We start from the raw sequence: 19375 nt of genomic DNA on the forward strand, positions 1-19375 counted from the left end.
GACGCATCCACGGCCCCGAGGGCGGGGGCGCGGTTCACCTGGGCGAGCGTCGGAGAGGCAGGGTGCTCGCGCCGGTTTCCCTAGGGACACCCGGTGGGCAGCCGACCGCCCGGCACCGGCCTCCGGAGTGAACCAGCGCAGACGGCACGGTGAACTCTGGGCGACGGCTGTTCGAGCAGAGCCCCGCATGGCTGGGGAAGTGTCCGACCCGGCGCATAACCTGGAGTCATGAACGTGGACGCGGCCGTCGCCGCAGTGGCTGCGATCGCCGGACTGTGTACCGGTGTCTTCGCCATGCTGGCGTTCCGCTGGAGCGAGCGTGACCAGGCCAAACCCACCCGTACCTCCCTGCACACGGAGGCCGTGCTGCCGCCCGGGGTCGACACCGTGCTCTCGGTGCTCCGCTCCTCGGCCGTGGTCCTCGACGAGGCCGACGCCGTCGTCAAGGCCAGCTCCGCCGCCTATGCCCTCGGGCTGGTCCGGGGTGGCAAGCTCGCCGTCGAGCCGATGATGCAGATGGCCCGCGACACCCGCAGGGACGGCGAGATACGCCAGGTCGAGCTGGATCTGCCGCGCCGCGGTACCGGCCGCGGCGAGGCACTCGCGGTCTCCGCCAGAGTCGCCCCGCTCGGCTCCCGGCTCGTTCTCCTGCTGGTCGAGGACCTCACGGAGGCCCGCCGCATAGAGGCGGTGCGCCGCGACTTCGTGGCCAATGTCAGCCATGAGCTCAAGACGCCGGTCGGCGCTCTGTCGCTGCTCTCCGAGGCCGTGATGGACGCCAGCGACGACCCCGAGGCCGTCGAGCGTTTCGCCGGCCGGATGCAGAACGAGGCCACCCGCCTGACCAACCTCGTCCAGGAGCTCATCGACCTCTCCCGGGTGCAGAACGACAACCCGCTGGAGGACGCCGAGCCGGTCCGGGTCGACGAACTGGTCGCCGAGGCGATGGACCGCTGCCGCCAGCAGGCCGGCGCGAAGCAGATCACCATGGCCGTCGGCGGCGCTGCCGACCTGCACGTATGGGGAAATCGCGGCCAGCTCGCGGCGGCCCTGGGCAATCTCGTCGAGAACGCCGTCAACTACTCCCCGGCACGCACCCGCGTCGGGATCGCCGGACGCCGTGTTTCCGCGCCCGGCGGCGACCTGATCGAGATCGCGGTGACCGACCAGGGCATCGGGATATCCGAAAAGGACCGTGACCGCGTCTTCGAGCGGTTCTACCGTGTGGACCCGGCGCGCTCGCGCGCCACCGGCGGGACCGGCCTCGGCCTCGCCATCGTCAAGCATGTGGCCGCCTCGCACGGCGGGGAGGTCACGGTGTGGAGCGCTGAGGGACAGGGCTCCACCTTCACCCTGCGTCTCCCGGAAGCCGGAGCCGTACGCGACCGCGAACGGCCCGCCGACCCCTCCGCGGAGGGCCTCGACGACGAGGACCGCCCGTACGAGACCTTCAACGATCCGCTCCCTGCTCACCCAGCCCCGGAGGTCCTTCCGTGACCCGAGTGCTTGTCGTCGAGGACGAGGAATCGTTCAGCGACGCACTGTCGTACATGCTCCGCAAGGAGGGTTTCGAGGTCGCCATCGCGGCTACGGGCCCCGACGGACTCGACGAGTTCGAGCGCAACGGCGCCGACCTCGTCCTGCTCGACCTGATGCTGCCGGGCCTGCCCGGCACCGAGGTCTGCCGCCAGCTGCGTGGCCGTTCCAACGTCCCGGTCATCATGGTGACCGCCAAGGACAGCGAGATCGACAAGGTCGTCGGTCTGGAGATAGGGGCCGACGACTACGTCACCAAGCCCTTCTCCTCCCGCGAACTGGTCGCCCGCATCCGCGCCGTGATGCGCCGCCGCGGCGAGCCGGAGGAGGTCACCCCGCAGGCTCTGGAGGCCGGCCCGGTCCGGATGGACGTGGACCGCCATGTCGTCACGGTTTCCGGCGGCAAGGTCGACCTGCCCCTGAAGGAGTTCGACCTCCTGGAGATGCTCCTGCGCAACGCCGGCCGCGTGCTGACCCGGATGCAGCTCATCGACCGGGTCTGGGGCGCCGACTACGTGGGCGACACCAAGACCCTGGATGTGCACGTCAAGCGACTGCGCGCCAAGATCGAACCCGACCCGGGCGCGCCGCGCTATCTCGTCACGGTCCGCGGCCTGGGCTACAAGTTCGAGCCGTAAAGACTGCAAGGCCGTAAGCCGTAAGCCGTAAGCCGTCAGCCGTAAAGAGCAGCCGGCCACTCCTGCCTCGGCGGCGTGCACTCCACCCGCCTCGGCCGCGGTGCGCTCCACCCACCTCGGCCGCGGTGCGCTCCTCGAGCCACAGCGGTGAGCCTCCGTGGCCCGGCGATGCCGCGCCACGCCGTACCGCGATGCCGCGACGCCTCGCTCAGGCATGCCGCGACGTGTCGCTCAGTGCATGCACGACGCGTCGCTCGGTCATGCCATGCAAGGACGCTCGGCGGGGCACCGGCTGCCTCGCTCCGCGGCGACCCGCCCGTGCGCGGCAGCAAGCACGCCTCAGGGGCGCCCATCCGATAGGACGGGCGCCCCTGAGGCGTAGCTGTGACGGCCGGCGTGACGGCCGCTGTGACGGGCCTGGCCGCCGTCGCGCGCGGCGAGTGGTGTCGGTGACCCGCGAGCGGTGTCAGTGACCGCTGTGCGCCGACGCGGAGGGCGTGCCCGAGCCGGAGGGGCCGGCCGACCCGGACGGCTTGCCCGACTGCGACGGCTTGGCGGAGCCGGACGGAGACGCCGAGCCGGACGGCTGCGGCAGCTGCGAGGGACCGTAGCCCTGGAAGTAGTTCTTCGCGGGGACGACGTAGGAGCTGGCCTTCACCTTGCCGAGCGAGGTGAAGGTGAACGTCAGGGGCTGCACGTTCCCGTCCTTGACGGCCTCGCGGCCGCTGGTCAGGACGGCCGAGGCGTTGTCCTTGCCGCCGATCATCACGGAGCCCCCGGCCGGCACGGTGATCGGGCCCGAGCCACCGCCGGCGGGCGAGAGCTTGGCCGACTGGCCGGTGCCGTCGACGGAGATCGCCGTCAGCTTCTGGTCCTTGTCGCCGTTGTTGAACACCGTCGCGGCCACCACGGCCGGGCCCTTGGCGTTCACATCGGGCTGGGTGATCACGTTGATGTTCTGGATCTTGATGCCGTCGACGGAGGTCGCGGCGTTGTCCGGCTTGACCTGCAGCGTCTGGGCTTCGTTCCCGGCCCCGCACGCGGACAGCGTGGCGATCGAGAGCGAGAGGACGGTGGCGGCGAGGACGCCGCGTCGAAGGCTGCGGCTCACGGCGGCGGCATCTCCTTGACGAGCTACGGCGGCCGAACGTTCGTGCCCGGTCGCGGATGGACGGCTGGGGCGGCCCTGCGTACGCGTCATGACGACGGGTGCGTAAAGCCGCCCTAAGGGTGTGTCAGCGCCGCTAGGTTACCGAGCCGTCCTCGCGCCGCCGCACCCGACCCGCCCCCAGCGCGATCGGCGGCCCGCCTTCGCCGTCCGGGCGCGGTTGCCCGGCCCCCGGAAGCGGAAGCGCGCACGGAAAGCTGACGGTGGATCAAGGAGGGTGGGCAAGGTCCGCCGAGAGGCGGCCGGGAGGACACGCCGGACAACACGCCCGGCAACACGCTGGAGAACCCACCGGAGAACCCACCGGAGAACCCACCGGAGAACGCAGGCCCGGCAGGCACGGCAGGCGCGGGTTCGGCAAGCCCACCCCTCGCCCTCACCCATCGAGATCAGAGCAACCCTCGCCCTCGCCCTCGCCCTCGCCCTCGACATCGCCACCGCCCTCACCCATCAAGAAGACCCAGCAAGATCACCAGCCCAGATCACCAGCCCGGATCACCAGCCGAGATCGCCCATCGAGATCGTTCTCAAGAACCGAGATCGTCCGTCGAGAACAGGGAAGGAATATTCGGCAAGCGGCCGTTCGGGTGGCGACCCGTGCGTTTCCCGCCGGGGAAAAGCAGTATTCGCAGGGAATGTGAAGGCCTCGCGGAATTGATCACACTCTTCGGGACACCGGATCGTGATCAATTCCGGAATCGCCCTCGAAGGGTCGGGAGCAGCCGAACGGAGTAGCGGAACTCGCTCATCTGGATCCATACAAAACGGGACGTTCGGCCCGTCGATCACCGCGCTCCCGGTATGTGACGGGCGGGTTTCCGCTCACCCGCGCAGCCCCTCCGACCTGCGAATACCCGCCTTCCAGGGTCCTTCGCAGCACGTTCCGGTCATGCTTGTCAAGCCCCGAGATATGCCCTGACCTGCGAAAACGCCATTCAGAACGGCCCGTTCCCGTGTTAGCATGGATAGCCACGGAAGGGGTACCTGTCACATGACGTTCAAGGTTGGCGACACCGTGGTCTATCCCCATCACGGGGCCGCGCTGATCGAGGCCATCGAAACTCGCCAGATCAAAGGCGTGGACAAGACCTACTTGGTGCTGAAGGTCGCCCAGGGCGACTTGACTGTTCGTGTTCCAGCGGACAATGCGGAGTTCGTCGGCGTACGCGACGTGGTTGGCCAGGACGGGCTGGACCGGGTCTTCGAGGTGCTTCGTGCACCGTATGCCGAAGAGCCGACGAACTGGTCCCGTCGCTACAAGGCAAATCTTGAGAAGCTCGCTTCCGGTGATGTCATCAAGGTCGCCGAAGTGGTGCGCGACCTGTGGCGGCGTGAGCGGGAGCGCGGACTGTCCGCCGGTGAGAAGAGGATGCTCGCGAAGGCGCGCCAGATTCTGGTGAGCGAGCTTGCTCTCGCGGAGAACACCAACGAGGACAAGGCCGAGGCCCTGCTCGACGAGGTACTCGCGTCCTGACGACGTATGCGTTGGCGAGATCCAGCGCAGCGACGACGTAGCAATGCCGCGGTGCCCGAGTGACGACCGTTTCCCAGTGAAGCGGTCTGTTGCCGGGCGCTGCGGCATATCTGCTGCTGTGTCATGACTCGCACGTCACGACGTGTATGTCATGACCGGTGTATGTCATGACGTGCGTGTGACGACTTGTGCGACATCACGTATGGACTTGTGCGACATGACGTATGGGGTATGACCTGCCGGGACCGGCAAGCGCTGGCCCCCTGTGGGGTGCCGGGCCCGGGCAGCTGCCTCGACCGATGTCACGGAAGGGTCCGGTCAAGGCGTCGCGCCCGGCACTCCCCCCAGCCTCCGGCCGGGGGTACCCACAGGGCCATACCCACCTCTCCCGAGGAAACAAACCTGTCTGCGTCAATTCCGGGCTCGCCCCGGACTCCGGAGCTTTCGATGCCAGATTCCTCCCGCCCGATCCGCACCGCCGCGGTGATCCCCGCCGCCGGCCGTGGTGTCCGGCTCGGCCCCGGCACCCCCAAGGCGCTGCGCGCGCTGGGCGGCACCCCCATGCTGGTGCACGCCGTCCGTGCGATGGCCGCCTCGCGTGCCGTCTCGCTCATCGTGGTGGTCGCCCCGCCCGACGGCGCCGCCGAGGTCGGCCACCTCCTCCACGAGCACCCGCTCGCCGAGCGCACCGACCTCGCGGTGGTCCCCGGCGGCCAGACCCGCCAGGAGTCCGTACAGCTCGGGCTGGCCGCGCTCCCGGACACCATCGATGTCGTGCTGGTGCATGACGCCGCGCGCCCGCTGGTCCCGGTCGAGACCGTCGACGCGGTGATCGCCGCCGTACGCGACGGTGCGCCCGCCGTCGTCCCGGCGCTGCCGCTCGCCGACACCGTCAAGCAGGTCGACCCGCAGCCGCAGGGCACCCCGGAGCCGGTGGTCGGCACTCCGGAGCGGGCCCTGCTGCGTGCCGTGCAGACGCCGCAGGGCTTCGACCTGGCGACCCTGCGCAAGGCCCATGACACCGTCGTCGAGGGCGAGGGTGCCACCGATGACGCCGGGCTGGTCGAGCGGCTCGGGTCGCCGGTCGTGGTCGTCCCGGGGCACGAGGAAGCGTTCAAGGTGACCCGGCCGCTGGACCTGGTCCTGGCCGAGGCCGTACTCGCCCGCAGGAGGGCCACCGATGGCTATGTCTGAGCAGACCGGAGCCCGCTCCGCCGGGGCCGCCCCGGCCGGCGGCGCGCCCTCCGCCGTCCCCCTCGTCCCCCTCGTCGGCATCGGCACGGATGTACACGCCTTCGAGCACGGCCGCGAGCTGTGGTGCGCCGGGCTGCTCTGGGACGCGGCGGAGAGCGACGGCTACGGCCTGGCCGGTCACAGCGACGGTGATGTGGCGGCACACGCCGCCTGTGACGCGCTGTTCTCGGCGGCCGGCGTCGGCGATCTGGGGGCGCACTTCGGCACCGGCCGCCCCGAGTGGTCCGGTGCCTCCGGGGTGACGCTGCTCGCCGAGGCCGCCCGGATCGTCCGGGCCGAGGGCTTCACCATCGGCAATGTCGCGGTGCAGGTCATCGGCGTCCGCCCGAAGGTCGGCAAGCGGCGGGACGAGGCCCGGAAGGCGCTGTCGGCGGCCGTCGGCGCGCCGGTCTCGGTCTCCGGCACGACCTCGGACGGACTGGGGCTGACCGGCCGCGCCGAGGGCCTGGCCGCGGTGGCCACGGCGATCGTCTTCCGGACGGCCTGACCCGGCGGGCGCTTCCGTCCTTCCGTGTGCGGCGCCCGGCATCCCCCGTATGGCGTGGGAATGCCGGGCGCCGTACGGGTGTTGGGGGGAGGATCGGAGTATTCGTGTCCCCGGAAGGCCCGCAGGAAGGACCGCTCGTGACTGCCACCCTGTCCGACGACCTCAAGACGCTCCTCGACACTCCGGTCTTCGTGACCGTGGCGACCATCCAGCCGGACGGCAGCCCCCAGGTCTCCCCGGTCTGGGTGAAGCGGGACGGCGGCGACCTGCTGTTCTCGACGACCGTCGGCCGGCGCAAGGAGGCCAACCTCCGCCGCGACCCGCGGGTCTCGGTCGTCGTCCAGCCCTTCGACGCCCCGTACACCTACGCGGAGGTCCGTGGCTCCGCCTCCCTCACCACCGAGGGCGGGCAGGAGCTGATCGACGAGCTGTCGCGGAAGTACACCGGCAAGCCGTACGCCGAGTTCAACCCGGAGGCGGGCAAGGACGCCGAGCGGGTGGTCGTCCGGATCACGCCGCGTAAGGTGGTCGGCGGCATCTGACGGGCCCGCCGGCCGCGCCGGAAGCGGCGACACTTCCGGCGTATCGGACGCCGATGACGGATACGTCACCCTGTGGCCCAATGGGTCGCGGGGCACTGCCTCGTTCCGACTACCCTGGTTCCGTGACGATTCGCCTGTACGACACCAGCGCCCGGCAGATTCGCGATTTCACCCCGCTCGTGCCGGGCTGTGTCTCGATCTACCTGTGTGGTGCGACCGTGCAGGCCGCCCCGCATATCGGGCACATCAGGTCGGGACTGAACTTCGACATCATGCGCCGCTGGTTCGAGTACCGCGGCTACGACGTGACGTTCGTGCGCAACGTCACGGACATCGACGACAAGATCATCAAGAAGGCGGACGAGCAGGGCCGCCCCTGGTGGTCGATCGGCTACGAGAACGAGGTCGCCTTCAACACGGCGTACGACGCTCTCGGCTGCCTGCGCCCGACCTACGAGCCGCGTGCCACCGGCCACATCCCCGAGATGATCGAGATGATGCGCGGCCTGATCGAGCGCGGTCACGCCTACGCCGCCGACGGCAACGTCTACTTCGACGTCAGGTCCTTCCCGGAGTATCTCCAGCTGTCCAACCAGGAGTTGGACAACCTCCTCCAGCCGTCCGGCGAGGGGGAGACCGGCAAGCGGGACCCGCGCGACTTCGCCATGTGGAAGGCGGCGAAGGAGGGCGAGCCCAGCTGGGAGACCCCGTGGGGCCGCGGCAGGCCCGGCTGGCACCTGGAGTGCTCGGCGATGGCCCACAAGTACCTGGGGACCGCGTTCGACATCCACGGCGGCGGCATCGACCTGATCTTCCCGCACCACGAGAACGAGATCGCCCAGGCCAAGGCCTTCGGCGACGACTTCGCCGCGTACTGGACCCACAACGCGTGGGTGACCATGAGCGGCGAGAAGATGGCCAAGTCGCTGGGCAACTCCGTGCTGGTCTCGGAGATGGTCCAGCGCTGGCGCCCGATCGTGTTGCGCTACTACTTGGGCACCCCGCACTACCGCTCGATGATCGAGTACAGCGAGGACGCGCTGCGCGAGGCCGAGTCCGCCTTCGCGCGGATCGAGGGGTTCGTCCAGCGGGTCGTCGAGAAGGCCGGCGTCGTCGAGCCGGCGCCCGAGGTGCCGCCGGCCTTCGCCGAGGCGATGGACGACGATCTGGGCGTCCCGCAGGCGCTGGCGATCGTGCACACCACCGTCCGCCAGGGCAATTCCGCACTGACCGCCGACGACAAGGAAGCGGCGGTGGCCCGGCTGGCCGAGCTGCGGGCGATGCTCGGGGTGCTCGGTCTGGACCCGCTCGACGAGCGCTGGTCCGGCGGCGGCACCGACCGCGGCGAAGACCTCCACGGCGTTGTGGACTCGCTGGTCCGCCTCGTCCTCGAACAGCGCCAGGCCGCCCGCTCCCGCAAGGACTACGCCACCGCCGACGCCATCCGCGACCAGCTCCAGCAGTCCGGACTCGCCATCGAGGACACCCCCTCGGGCCCGCGCTGGTCGCTGTCCTGACCCCGGTCCCGCGCCCCGCCGGCCACCCGGATTCGCCTCGCACGGTGGCCGCGGGCGACACTCAATCCATACGTACGTACCCACTCCACGTCGCGAGACGTCGAGAGCAGTGAAGAAACAGGTGACCCATGGCCGGCAACAGCCAGCGCAGGAACCGCCGCATGTCCAACAAGAAGGGCGCGCAGGTCGGCAGCGGCGGTAAGCGGCGCCGGGGCCTGGAGGGCAAGGGCCCGACCCCGCCCGCCTCCGAGCGCAAGGGACACGTCAAGAATCGCGTGGCCAACGCCAAGGCGAAGCAGGCCGCATCGCGCCGCCCGGCCCCGCGGCGCGGCGGCGCCAAGGGCACCGCCGAGCTGGTCGTCGGCCGTAACCCGGTCTTCGAGGCGCTGCGCGACGGCGTGCCCGCGACGAACCTCTACGTCCAGCAGTTCATCGACACCGACGAGCGGGTGCGCGAGGCGCTCCAGCTCGCCTCGGAGCGCGGCAACATCAACCTGATGGAGGCGCCGCGCCCCGAGCTGGACCGGATGACCAACGGTCTCAACCACCAGGGCCTGGTCCTGCAGGTCCCGCCGTACGACTACGCCCACCCCGAGGACCTGGCCGCGGCCGCCTTCGACGACGGTGACGACCCGCTGATCGTCGCGCTCGACGGCGTCACCGACCCGCGCAACCTCGGCGCCGTGGTCCGCTCCGTGTGTGCCTTCGGCGGCCATGGCGTGGTCGTGCCGGAGCGCCGGGCGGCCGGTATGACGGCCGGTGCGTGGAAGACCTCGGCGGGCACCGCGGCCCGTACGCCGGTCGCGCGCGCCACCAACCTGACCCGGACCCTGGAGTCGTACCAGAAGGCCGGTCTGACGGTCGTCGGTCTGGCCGCGGACGGCGAGCTGGAGCTGCAGGACGTCGCGGCGCTGGACGGCCCGGTCGTCATCGTGGTCGGCAGCGAGGGCAAGGGCCTGTCGCGGCTGGTCGGCGAGACCTGTGACGTACGGGTGCGGATCCCGATGCCGGGCGGCGCGGAGTCGCTGAACGCCGGTGTCGCGGCCGGTGTCGTCCTGTGGGAAGCGGCGCGCCGCCGCGGCTGAGTCCCCGGGTGCCCCGGGGGCGGTGCGCACCTGTGCCACACCCCGGGGCACGACCTGACCCTCTGTGTGTCCTTCCCGTTTCCCGTGAGGCGTCTTTCCCGCGTCACGTGATCCTTTGACGGGTCTCGGACAGATCGGCCCGGTCAAGGCAGTGTCTTAACCGCGGGTCACTCGGTTAGATGAGCGTGGACACCAGAACACCCCGCACGCCTACGGGGGGACGCTCGCCGGGCTTCGATGACGAGCCGGGCCTGAGCTCGGTCAAGGTGCCGTGCGATCCCGCGCAGGTCATCGTCAACCACGCCAGTTTCCGGGTACAGCTCGCCGCGCCCGCGGCGCGCGGCGCCCTGGCCGACACCGCGCGCATCCCCGCCCTCGGCGGCTCGGCCGCCGGTGCCAGACGCCGGGCGCCCGTGGTGTGGAGCGGCCGCACCGAACCGGGCGGCACGACCGGCGCCACCACCCAGCTCCTGCACGCGGTGCGCAACGCGGGCATCGGCCTCGACGGCGGCCGGGGCGAGGACGTCGGCACGACCCAGGTCCTGCCCCGGGTCCGCCTCGGCGACGCCGCCCCCGCCGCGACCGTGATCGGCCAGCGCGGCCCCGCCGACTCCGACCGCACCCCGCTGCTGCGCGGCGTACGCCCCGTGGGCAGCGCGTACGGCGACACCTACCACGACCACCCCTACCGCAGTCCCTACGGCGACCGCGGCCACACCGACGACGGCTACGACGACGACCGGTTCCAGGCACCGGACGGCTACGACCCCGGTGCCAAGCGGCGCGGCACCGACAGCGTGCGGCACGCGTACTACCCGGGCCGCCGGATGAACCTCGGCGTCGTCCTGCTGCCGCTGCGCATCTTCCTCGGACTGATCTCCGTCTACGCCGGCATGGGCAAGCTCTGTGACCCCGTCTACTTCGACGGCGGTGAGCGGGGCTCGATGGTCAAGTGGCTGCTGTCGCTCGACCCCTGGGCGCTGGCCGTGCCGCTCCGCGACTTCGCCGTCTCGCACCCCGTCGGTGCCGGTCTGACCGTCGCCTTCCTCCAGGTCGTCGTCGGCGTCCTGACCATCTGCGGGCTGTGGCAGCGGGTCGCCGCGTCCATCGGTGCGCTGCTCTCCGCGGTGCTGCTGATGACCGTCAGCTGGCGCAGCCTCCCCGCCTACGACGCCCCCGACATCATCTACCTCGCCGCCTGGAGCCCGCTGATCATCGCGGGTGCGCCCGTCTACTCCATGGACGGGCGGCTGGCCGGTGAGGCCTGGCGGCGTCTCGGCCCCCGTGTCGAGGTGGCCGACCTGCGGCGCCGGGTGCTGCGCCGCGGCGCCGTGATGACCGCGGTGGTGGCCGGACTGACCCTGCTGATCGGCTCACTGCTCGGCGGCGCCGTACGCTCCGCGACGGTCGCGACCGTCCCGCGGCCCGGCGAGCCCGCCATCAACAACCTCCCCGGCTCCCCGCTGCCCCGCCCCGGCAAGCACACCGCCCGGCCCGGCCAGCGCCACAAGGGCAGCGCCGCACCGCGCCCCGGAACCCCCTCGGCCAACGCCTCCCACCAGGCCCGTAAGCCCGGCACGCCGTCCGCGTCGACCTCCGGCACGGGACGGTCGGCGGGCAGCAGCAGCGGCCTCTCCCAGCAGCCGGGAGCGACCACCAGCGCACCCCAGCAGACCGTGCCGACCCGCGCCCCGGTACCGACCCATGTACCGACCTCGGCGGGCGGCACCGGCGGCGGCACCACCGGCACCGGCAGCACCGGCTCCAGCGGCTCCGGCAGCGACTCCGGCGGCGGGAGCCTCGGCGGCCTCCTGGGCTGACCGGCCTTCCCGCACCTGGCACCTGGCACCTGTCCCCGATCGCCCCGCTCTCCGTACGGCTCGGACCCACCGGCCGTGACGGGGAGGGGGAGCGGTCGGGGACAGGTGTGTGCGGGGACAGGTGTGTGCGGGGCGGGCGGCAGGGAGGCGACGCCCCTGGGGGTGGGGGCGGGGGCCGGGGCCCCTGGGGGCCAGGAGGGGCCCGGGGGCGCTCAATGGGCCCTCTACGGGCTTCAACGGGCCCTGTGCAGCCCCTCCTCGACCTCCGTGCGCGCTAACCTCCGTGCGCGCTCAGTTCCTTGGCGGCCTCGGTGAGGTCCTTGGCGGTATCGATGGCGCGCCAGTAGGCGCCCTGGGGCAGCGGGAAGCCGGCGAGCCGGCGTTCGCGGGCAAGGCGCGGGAAGGTGGTGCGCTCGTGGTCGCCGCGGTCGGGCAGGAGCTCCGCAAATGCGGCGGAGAAGACATAGACGCCGGCGTTGATGAGATACGGCGAGGGCGGCGACTCGATGAAGTCCAGGACGTGTCCGAACGCGTCGGTCTCCACGGCACCCCAGGGGATACGGGGACGGGCCAGCGCGAGGGTGGCCTCGGCATCGCGTTCGTGATGGAAGTCGGCCATCTCCCGGAGCGGGAAGCGGGTCCAGATGTCGCCGTTGGTGGCGTACCAGGGCTCGTCCGGGCGGGGGAGGGAGCCGGCCGCGTACTTGAGTCCGCCGCCGCGGCCCAGTGGCTCGGTCTCGACAACGGTCGTGACGCGCAACGGCAGTTGGGCCCGGTCCAGCCATTCCTGGAGCACCCCGGCGAGGTGCCCGCAGGAGACGACGGCGTCCGTGACGCCTTCCTCGGCCAGCCAGTTCAGCTGGTGGCCGATGATCGGGGTCCCGGTGCCGGGAATCTCGACCATCGGCTTGGGGCGGTCGTCGGTGTACGGGCGGAGACGCGAGCCCTGGCCGCCGGCCAGGACCACGGCCTGCGTGGGGTGAGGATGCTGGGCACCTGTCATGGTTCGCACCCTAGGGGGTGCGAGCGGGGGTCACTGGGCGGCGGCGACGCCGGTGGCGAAGGAGGTGTCGCAGACCGGGCGGGAGAAGGCCTGGGCGCGGTGTGCGGCACCGTACTTGGCGACCGCGGCACGGCCGAGGTCACGGGCGATGGAGACGCAGTGCTTGGCCAGCGAGGGCCGCCTGGTGGTCGCCTCCTGGAGGTGGGTCAGGGCGACGCCCGGATCCTTCTCCTGGAGCTCGACCAGGAGGCGCTTGCGCAGGGCCTCCTGGGGGGCGAGCGGGCCGGCCTTGGTGGAGGCCCTTCCGGACGATGCGGTCAGCACCTGGGAGTCGGTGGCCGTCGATGCCCACGGGACGCGGGTGACCGCGAGGGTTCCGGAGAGCACGAGGACGACGGGAAGGACGAGGGCGAGAGTTCTGCCGATGCGGCGGGCTGCGGAGTTCACGGTCGCGATCGTAGCGAGGAGTGATGATTTGGCGACATTTGGTCACCTTATCGAGGGACGCAATGACTCGTCGGTGCGGTTTCGATGTTGACGCACGGGTACGAAAAGCACGGTTATGCCCCTATGGTGCCGCCACGGCACGGCCGCACAACGCAACGGCGGCGGTACCGGGTACTCCGTACTACCCGCCACCGCCGCCGCTTTCACGCGCCACTCGTCCCGTATCCGCGAGTTCCCGTATCCGCGAGTTCCCCCGTATCGGCGGGTTCCCGCGTCGGTCGGTTCCCGCGTCGGTCGGGTCCCGTGTCGGTCGGGTCCCGTGTCGGTCGGGTCCCGTGTCGGTCGGGTCCCGTATCGGTCGGGTCCCGTGTCCGTCGGGCCCGTCTCAGTCGGTGAGGCGCTCCCCGGACGACGTCGAGAAGACATGCGTCTCGCCGGGCAGCGGTACGACGTGCAGCCGGGTGCCCTTGTCCGGGACCTGGCGGCCGTTGACCCGTACGACGAGGTCCTTGACCTCGCCGCCGACCTCCGCGGTGCCGTACACATAGCCGTCGGCGCCGAGCTCCTCGACGACATTGACCGTGACAGCCAGACCGGCCGGGGCGTCGGCGGTCTCCTTGGACAGCGACTTCGCGGCGGCGCCGTTCTGCTCGACGATCTCGAAGTGCTCGGGGCGCACGCCCACGGTCACCGTCGTGTCGCCTTTGTCGGCGGCCGCGGTCAGCGCCTCACGGCTGACGGGGACGACGCTGTTGCCGAACTTCACGCCGCCGTCCGTGATCGGCACCTCGACCAGATTCATGGCCGGCGACCCGATGAACCCCGCCACGAAGAGATTCGCCGGCCGGTCGTACATGTTCCGCGGGGAATCGATCTGCTGCAGCAGACCGTCCTTGAGCACGGCCACCCGATCGCCCATGGTCATGGCCTCGACCTGGTCGTGGGTGACGTACACGGTCGTGATCCCGAGCCGGCGCTGCAGTCCCGCGATCTGCGTACGGGTCTGGACGCGGAGCTTGGCGTCCAGGTTGGACAGCGGCTCGTCCATGAGGAAGACCTGCGGCTCCCGGACGATCGCCCGTCCCATCGCGACCCGCTGCCGCTGACCGCCGGACAGTGCCTTGGGCTTGCGCCCCAGGTACTCCGTGAGGTCCAGGATCTTGGCCGCATCCTCGACCTTCTGCCGGATCTCGGTCTTCGACACCCCGGCGATCTTGAGCGCGAAGCCCATGTTGTCGGCGACCGTCATGTGCGGGTAGAGCGCGTAGTTCTGGAACACCATGGCGATGTCCCGGTCCTTCGGCGGAAGGTGGGTGACATCGCGGTCCCCGATGCGGATGGCGCCTCCGTCGACGTCCTCCAGTCCTGCGAGCATCCGCAGAGAGGTGGACTTGCCGCATCCGGAGGGGCCGACCAGGACAAGAAATTCGCCGTCTTCGATGGCGATGTCCAGTTTGTCGACGGCGGGCTTGTCGGAACCCGGGTAGATGCGGGTTGCCTGGTCATACGTGACCGTAGCCATGGTGAAAGTCCCTTCACCGGCAGGAACGTGCCGGACGATCCGAGTAAAAGGAGTGGTGTAGTCCACTGATATGGACTCTCCGTGACGCTACCCGCGCCGGACCCCGGTGTCAGTAGCCCTGCACTCACCAATTTGGGAACCCGCACCCGGCCCACCTGGGTACACTGCTTCACGCACGCCTCCTTAGCTCAGCTGGCCAGAGCACCGCTCTTGTAAAGCGAAGGTCGTCGGTTCGAATCCGACAGGGGGCTCTACGCGCACCGCGCTGACCTGGGGTTTCTCCCCAGAGGGGCGCTCTATTCGGCCTCGGACTCCCCGTCCGGGGCCGTTTGCGTGCGCGGTGCGTGAGCGGATGGGGCACCAGAGCCGCGCTCAGCCGCGGATTTTCCGGCACCGTCTGCCACGGCTTCGGGTTCGGTTCCGGGTTCTTCATCCGCTTCGAGGTCCGTCACGTCTCGGTGGTCGGCTCCATCGGGCGTGCGCGGGGGACGAGGCGGGCGGCGGCTTCGGCGATTGCCCGGTCGGTCTCCGGCAGCAAGCTCGTGTAGGTATCTGCCGTGATCGCGATCGAGGAGTGGCCGAGCCTCTCCTGGATGTCCTTCAAGTCGGCCCCGGCCGCGTGGGCGAGAGTTGCTGCACCGTTACGCAGATCATGGAGCCGGATCGGCGGGAGGCCGATCTCCTCGCACAGCTCGATGAAGCGGCGGGTGACGTTGGCGGGGTGGAGCATCTCGCCGTTCTCCTTGGTGAAGACGCGTCCGGTCTCCACCCAGGCGCTGCTCCACTCCTCGCGGTCCTTGTCCTGCTGGATGGGGCGCCGCTTGAGGGCTCGGACGGTGTCTGAGTCGAGTGCGATCGTCCGAGCGCCGGCGTCGGTCTTGGGATCGTCCTCTTACACCTCCCAGCCACTCACGACGAGTTGCTTGGCGACGGTGATGCGGCCGTCGTCGAGGTGCGTGTCAGTCCACCTCTGCCCGCACGCTTCGCCTCGCCGCAGTCCACGAAAGACGATCAGGTGCCACAGCGCGTAGAGACGGTCCTCCGCGACGTGGTCGAGGAAGAGGCCGGTGTGCTCCGTCGTCCGGACCATCACGGGCGAGGGCTTCTCGCCAGTGCGCTTCCAGTGAAGGATGCGCTCCTCTGTCCACACCAGCGCCTTGGGGCGCTTGCCGGCCTCCAACTCGACGTGGGAGGCCGGGGTGAAGGTAATCAGCTGCTGGGCGATCGCAGCGCTCAACGCGGCCCGCAGCGTGGAGCGGATGCGCTGACGCGTGGCCGGAGTGACGATGCGGCGGAAGGGATCCATCTCGGCGATGGCAGCCTTCAACACCTGGCGGCGGGCGCGGTGGGCGCGGTGGGCGCGGTGGGCGCGACCCTTCCAGGGAATCTCGGCAAGGTCCTCAATCGTCCTGCGACGGGTGGCACTTCCCTCGGTGATGGTGACGTTGGCCTCGGCGATGGCCTCGAATATCTCCGACAGGTGGCTGACGCGAAGACGGTCAAGGCGGATGTGCCCGATCCGCGGTTTGAGGTGGAGGTGGATGTTTCCCTCATCGCGGCTGATGCCGCTCGGTCGCCCCTTCTTGCCCGCCAGCCACATGTCCAGCCAGTCGCCGACAGTGAGGCGGCTGGTCAGGTCCAGGCCGTGGCTGAGGCGTCGCCGGGTCTCTTCGACGTTCGGCAGGGACGCTTTTTCGTCGGCTACCTTCTCCAGCAGCTCGGCGATCTGGGCCAGGCCCTCGGGGTCGTCGGCGTCGGGGAGCCCGAAGAGGGCGCGTATGCGGTCGAGGTCGGCCTGTGCGGCCACCAACACCCGACGTCCCACCCAGGCCGAGATGCACAAGGCCCAGCGCCTCGGCTGGGAGCAGACCAGCAAGGAGTGGCTTCAGGACCGCATCCGCGCCGCGATCCCCCACGCCAAGAGCGCCGAGGAACTCCTCGCCTACCTCGAAGCCGAGGGCATCCGAGTCAAGGCCAAGCGGGGACCGTCCGGTGACCTCCTCGGCTACGCCGTCGGACGCCCCGGCGATCTCAACAAGGGCGACGAACAGATCTTCCACCCCGGCGGAAAGATCGCCCCTGACCTCTCCCTTCCCAAGATCAAGGCCCGCCTCGAATCCAGCCAGCCCGAAGAGCACCCCACGGCCCGTCGCACTCAGCCCAGCACCCCCTGGCACCAAGCCCTCGACGCCCTCCACACCGACCTCGCCGACGACGCACGAGCCCAGGCCCACATCACAGCCCTCGGTGAACTGATCGAAGCCACCGCTCAGAAAGCACCCACCAGCCTGCGGGCTGAACTTCAAGCCGCCTCGAAGGCGTTCGCACGTGCCCAGCGCTCCCAGACCCGGGCAGAAGACCGAGCTGCCCACACTCTGCGCAACGCGGCCCGCGACATCGCCCACACCGCCACCGGCCCCGACGGCAGCGCCCTCGCTGCCCTGGTCGCAGCGCTCGTCTGGGCCGCAATCGTCGCGGGACGCTGGCACGAGGCCAAGGGCCACGCCCACCAAGCCGACGCCGCCCGCCAAGCCCTTCAGGGGCTTCAGAGCGCCGCCGACCACGCCCTCACCCTGGATCTCACAGAACTCGCGCAACGCCAGCCCAAGGAGGAGACCCGTCGCACCCTGGCCAGCGACGTACGCGCCGCCATCCCCGACCACGCCGAGCGGATCCTCACCGACACCGGCTGGCCGGCCCTCGCCACCGTCCTCGCCGATGCCGAAGCCCGCGGCCACAAACCCCACCAACTCCTCAAGGAAGCAGCCGCCCAGCGCGAACTGGCCACCGCTCGCCAACCCGTCCGCGTCCTGATCACCCGCATCCAGCACACCGGACGCAACCCCATCCCCAACCGCCGCGCAACAGCAGCCCGCCTCCGCACCACCACGGTCCCGCACCCGCCCCTCGGGCCCGTCTCAGCCCAGTCAACGGCGGCAACTACGGCACCGGTCGAGCAGCAGCGTGGTCCGCGCCGCTAGCTGCCCAACACGCCGCTGCACGACCGTGGCTCCACTGCGGTCGTGCAGCGAGAGGCCGGACGTGCACTCGGTGAATCCCCCCTACGGGAATCCGGCTGGTAGGCGGCTGCGGTCTTGCGCCCGACCACCAGCCGGGCGGTGCTGCATCGTGGCTGAAACCCACTCCCACCAGGTCGATTGTCAGTGCTGTATGCGAGGGTCACTATCTGTGAGTCGAAGGCATCGCCAGTGGCTCACAACGGGTTACGAGTACACGGCCAAGGGGGGAAGCACGGCATGGCCGGCGACGGCTTCGACATAGACACCGCCCAACTCAAGTCCGCCGCTCCAACGTTTCACCGAGAATCTGTTGCCCTGGAACGGGCGACGGCCAAGCTTCGTCACACGCTCGGCGGGCTGGGGGAGCCGTGGGGCGGTGACGAGCAAGGCAAGAAGTTCGAGCACGCCTACGCCCCGCACCAGGCGCAGATCGAGAAGGCAGCCGCAGCCCTGGTCAAGGGTCTGTCCAGCATCACCAAGGCCATGAACGACATGGCCGCCAACCACGAAGACGCTGACCACTCGGCCAAGTCCGGCTTCGAGGGTGGTAAGTGATGGGCGCTGCCGACAAGGCCAAAGAGATCGTCCAAGACCTGACCGGCATGTGGTGGCCGGAGGGCAACGAGGACGAACTCCGGGAAGCCGCCCGCGCTTGGCGTACGTACGCCGACGACGTCGAGGACTCCACGGCCGCCTGCCACAAGAAGGCCCAGGACGTCATCGACAACAACAAGGGCAAGTCGATCGAGGCGTTCGGGGAGTTCTGGCGCAAGTACCACGGCGGCGGCAAGGGCTACCTCGACGACGTGGCCAGCGCCGCCCGCGACATGGCCAAGGCCCTGGACAAGTACGCCGACCAGGTCGCCGAGGCCAAGAAGAAGATCGAGCACGAGCTGGAGATCGCCGGCGCGGTCCTGGTCGCCGGAGCCGCGCTGGCCGTCTTCACAGGCGGCATCAGCGGAGCCGCGGCGGCCGGTGCCAGCGAGGCGATCGTCGCCGCAGCGAGTACGGCGGGCATCGCCGTCTCCGCCACCGTCACCGAGATCGCCGGAACGGTCCTCGCCACCGCCGCCATCGGCGGCATCGAAGCCATCACCGTCGACGTGGTCGTCGCCCAAGGCGGACGTAATCTCCTCGGCGACCAGAAGGGCATCAACCTGGCGGAGATCAAGGACGCCGGAGTCAGCGGGGTCTTGCTGGGGGGTGCCCTGGGCGGCGCAGGCCGCGCGGCGAAGGCTGTCGGCGACGCCGGTGGCTTCAAGAACGCCTTCGGCAAGATGAAGCTGGATGGCTTGGGCAACTTCAAGAACCCGCTGCGCGACTTCGAGATGTCGCTGCCCAACTTGGGGGGACCGCGCTTTGCGATGGCCGGCGAGGGGCCTGTCGGTCCGAACGGCCAGCCGCTGATGCGCAGCGCCGAGCGCGGCGGAGGGGGAGTCCGCGCACCTCAAAAGCCAATTCCGCCGTATGCCAAGCCGCTGGACAGCATGGGCCGAGCCACCGGCGTCGAAACGAGGATCACGCAAGACATGCTCGACACCGGCACCAAGGCATCCCGGCGGATGCAGCCCCCGGGCTGGGGAGGCGAACCGGCTGGTCACACGCGCGGACACCTCCTGGCCCGATCACTCGGGGGAGACGGCCGCTCTGAGGCCAACATCGTGATCATGCACAAGACGGCGAACAACGAGGTGATGGAAAAGCTCGAAGAGCGAATCTATGAAACCGTGAAGCAGCGCGGGAGCGTGGAGTATTCAGCGGCACCTGCCTACCGAAATCCAGGCGACATAATTCCTGCGGGCGTGCACGTCAGGGCCATTGGGCCTGGCCTGCACATCGACCAGACCATCATCAACAAGTAG

17 protein-coding genes, 1 tRNA gene and 1 pseudogene are annotated in these 19375 nt (G+C 70.1%); 13 read left to right on the top strand and 6 right to left on the bottom strand.

Going from position 1 to position 19375, the window contains the following annotated elements; all coding sequences use genetic code 11:
- The first annotated feature begins 228 nt into the window (after positions 1-228).
- Together ACF088_RS20855 and ACF088_RS20860 are read left to right on the top strand one after the other, a co-directional pair.
- Positions 229-1497: a cell wall metabolism sensor histidine kinase WalK gene (locus tag ACF088_RS20855; RefSeq protein WP_093492019.1), complete on the top strand. Its 1269-nt coding sequence runs from the start codon at positions 229-231 to the stop codon at positions 1495-1497.
- Positions 1494-2174, top strand: coding sequence for a response regulator transcription factor (locus tag ACF088_RS20860; protein WP_086721180.1), 681 nt, complete (start codon positions 1494-1496; stop codon positions 2172-2174). Before ACF088_RS20855 ends, ACF088_RS20860 begins: the two co-directional genes overlap by 4 nt.
- Before the next feature lie 466 nt (positions 2175-2640).
- Here the strand turns inward: ACF088_RS20860 and ACF088_RS20865 are convergent, their stop codons facing one another.
- Positions 2641-3285: a DUF461 domain-containing protein gene (locus tag ACF088_RS20865; protein WP_392377256.1), complete on the bottom strand. Its 645-nt coding sequence runs from the start codon at positions 3283-3285 to the stop codon at positions 2641-2643.
- Between the two features lie 1048 nt (positions 3286-4333).
- Between ACF088_RS20865 and ACF088_RS20870 the strand changes: the two genes are divergently transcribed.
- From ACF088_RS20870 to ACF088_RS20900, 7 genes are all read left to right on the top strand, one after another.
- Complete coding sequence (locus ACF088_RS20870) at positions 4334-4816, top strand: CarD family transcriptional regulator (protein WP_003953493.1); 483 nt, start codon at positions 4334-4336, stop codon at positions 4814-4816.
- A gap of 447 nt (positions 4817-5263) precedes the next feature.
- Positions 5264-6010, top strand: a complete 747-nt coding sequence (gene ispD, locus ACF088_RS20875; protein WP_392377257.1) for a 2-C-methyl-D-erythritol 4-phosphate cytidylyltransferase — start codon at positions 5264-5266, stop codon at positions 6008-6010.
- A complete protein-coding gene (gene ispF, locus ACF088_RS20880) occupies positions 6003-6557 on the top strand; it encodes a 2-C-methyl-D-erythritol 2,4-cyclodiphosphate synthase (protein WP_392377381.1) in 555 nt (184 codons plus the stop codon). The genes ispD and ispF overlap by 8 nt, the downstream gene beginning before the upstream one ends.
- A gap of 137 nt (positions 6558-6694) precedes the next feature.
- Positions 6695-7099, top strand: a complete 405-nt coding sequence (locus ACF088_RS20885) for a PPOX class F420-dependent oxidoreductase (RefSeq protein WP_392377258.1) — start codon at positions 6695-6697, stop codon at positions 7097-7099.
- 122 nt (positions 7100-7221) lie between these two features.
- Positions 7222-8616, top strand: a complete 1395-nt coding sequence (cysS, locus tag ACF088_RS20890; protein WP_392377259.1) for a cysteine--tRNA ligase — start codon at positions 7222-7224, stop codon at positions 8614-8616.
- A 128-nt stretch (positions 8617-8744) separates the two neighbouring features.
- Positions 8745-9701 carry a 23S rRNA (guanosine(2251)-2'-O)-methyltransferase RlmB gene (rlmB, locus tag ACF088_RS20895; RefSeq protein ID WP_392377260.1) on the top strand — a complete coding sequence of 319 codons (957 nt, stop codon included), beginning with the start codon at positions 8745-8747 and terminating at the stop codon, positions 9699-9701.
- 179 nt (positions 9702-9880) lie between these two features.
- A complete protein-coding gene (locus ACF088_RS20900) occupies positions 9881-11521 on the top strand; it encodes a DoxX family membrane protein (protein WP_392377261.1) in 1641 nt (546 codons plus the stop codon).
- 274 nt (positions 11522-11795) lie between these two features.
- On the opposite strand, the gene ACF088_RS20905 is transcribed toward ACF088_RS20900, so the two are convergent.
- From ACF088_RS20905 to ACF088_RS20915, 3 genes are all read right to left on the bottom strand, one after another.
- Positions 11796-12524, bottom strand: coding sequence for an NDP-sugar synthase (locus ACF088_RS20905; RefSeq protein WP_392377262.1), 729 nt, complete (start codon positions 12522-12524; stop codon positions 11796-11798).
- 30 nt (positions 12525-12554) lie between these two features.
- Positions 12555-12971 carry a hypothetical protein gene (locus ACF088_RS20910; RefSeq protein WP_392377263.1) on the bottom strand — a complete coding sequence of 139 codons (417 nt, stop codon included), beginning with the start codon at positions 12969-12971 and terminating at the stop codon, positions 12555-12557.
- Positions 12972-13356: 385 nt separating this feature from the next.
- Positions 13357-14493, bottom strand: a complete 1137-nt coding sequence (locus tag ACF088_RS20915; RefSeq protein WP_392377264.1) for an ABC transporter ATP-binding protein — start codon at positions 14491-14493, stop codon at positions 13357-13359.
- Positions 14494-14670: 177 nt separating this feature from the next.
- Here ACF088_RS20915 and ACF088_RS20920 point away from each other — a divergent pair.
- Positions 14671-14744: transfer RNA gene (locus tag ACF088_RS20920), tRNA-Thr, on the top strand.
- Between the two features lie 197 nt (positions 14745-14941).
- On the opposite strand, the gene ACF088_RS20925 is transcribed toward ACF088_RS20920, so the two are convergent.
- Positions 14942-15349 (bottom strand): tyrosine-type recombinase/integrase, encoded by a 408-nt coding sequence (locus ACF088_RS20925; RefSeq protein ID WP_392377382.1) that lies wholly within the window; start codon positions 15347-15349, stop codon positions 14942-14944.
- A 36-nt stretch (positions 15350-15385) separates the two neighbouring features.
- Positions 15386-16318 carry a hypothetical protein gene (locus tag ACF088_RS20930; RefSeq protein WP_392377395.1) on the bottom strand — a complete coding sequence of 311 codons (933 nt, stop codon included), beginning with the start codon at positions 16316-16318 and terminating at the stop codon, positions 15386-15388.
- Here ACF088_RS20930 and ACF088_RS20935 point away from each other — a divergent pair.
- From ACF088_RS20935 to ACF088_RS20945, 3 genes and pseudogenes are all read left to right on the top strand, one after another.
- A pseudogene (locus tag ACF088_RS20935) lies at positions 16299-17474 on the top strand (mobilization protein); the annotation flags it as partial. The gene ACF088_RS20930 and the pseudogene ACF088_RS20935 sit on opposite strands and share 20 nt — an antisense overlap.
- A 276-nt stretch (positions 17475-17750) precedes the next feature.
- On the top strand, positions 17751-18068 hold the full coding sequence (locus tag ACF088_RS20940; protein ID WP_392377265.1) for a WXG100 family type VII secretion target: 318 nt from the start codon (positions 17751-17753) through the stop codon (positions 18066-18068).
- Complete coding sequence (locus ACF088_RS20945) at positions 18068-19375, top strand: DNA/RNA non-specific endonuclease (protein ID WP_392377266.1); 1308 nt, start codon at positions 18068-18070, stop codon at positions 19373-19375. Before ACF088_RS20940 ends, ACF088_RS20945 begins: the two co-directional genes overlap by 1 nt.

This window comes from Streptomyces sp. NPDC015125, from assembly GCF_043080045.1.
In the GTDB taxonomy this organism is placed as follows: Bacteria; Actinomycetota; Actinomycetes; order Streptomycetales; family Streptomycetaceae; genus Streptomyces.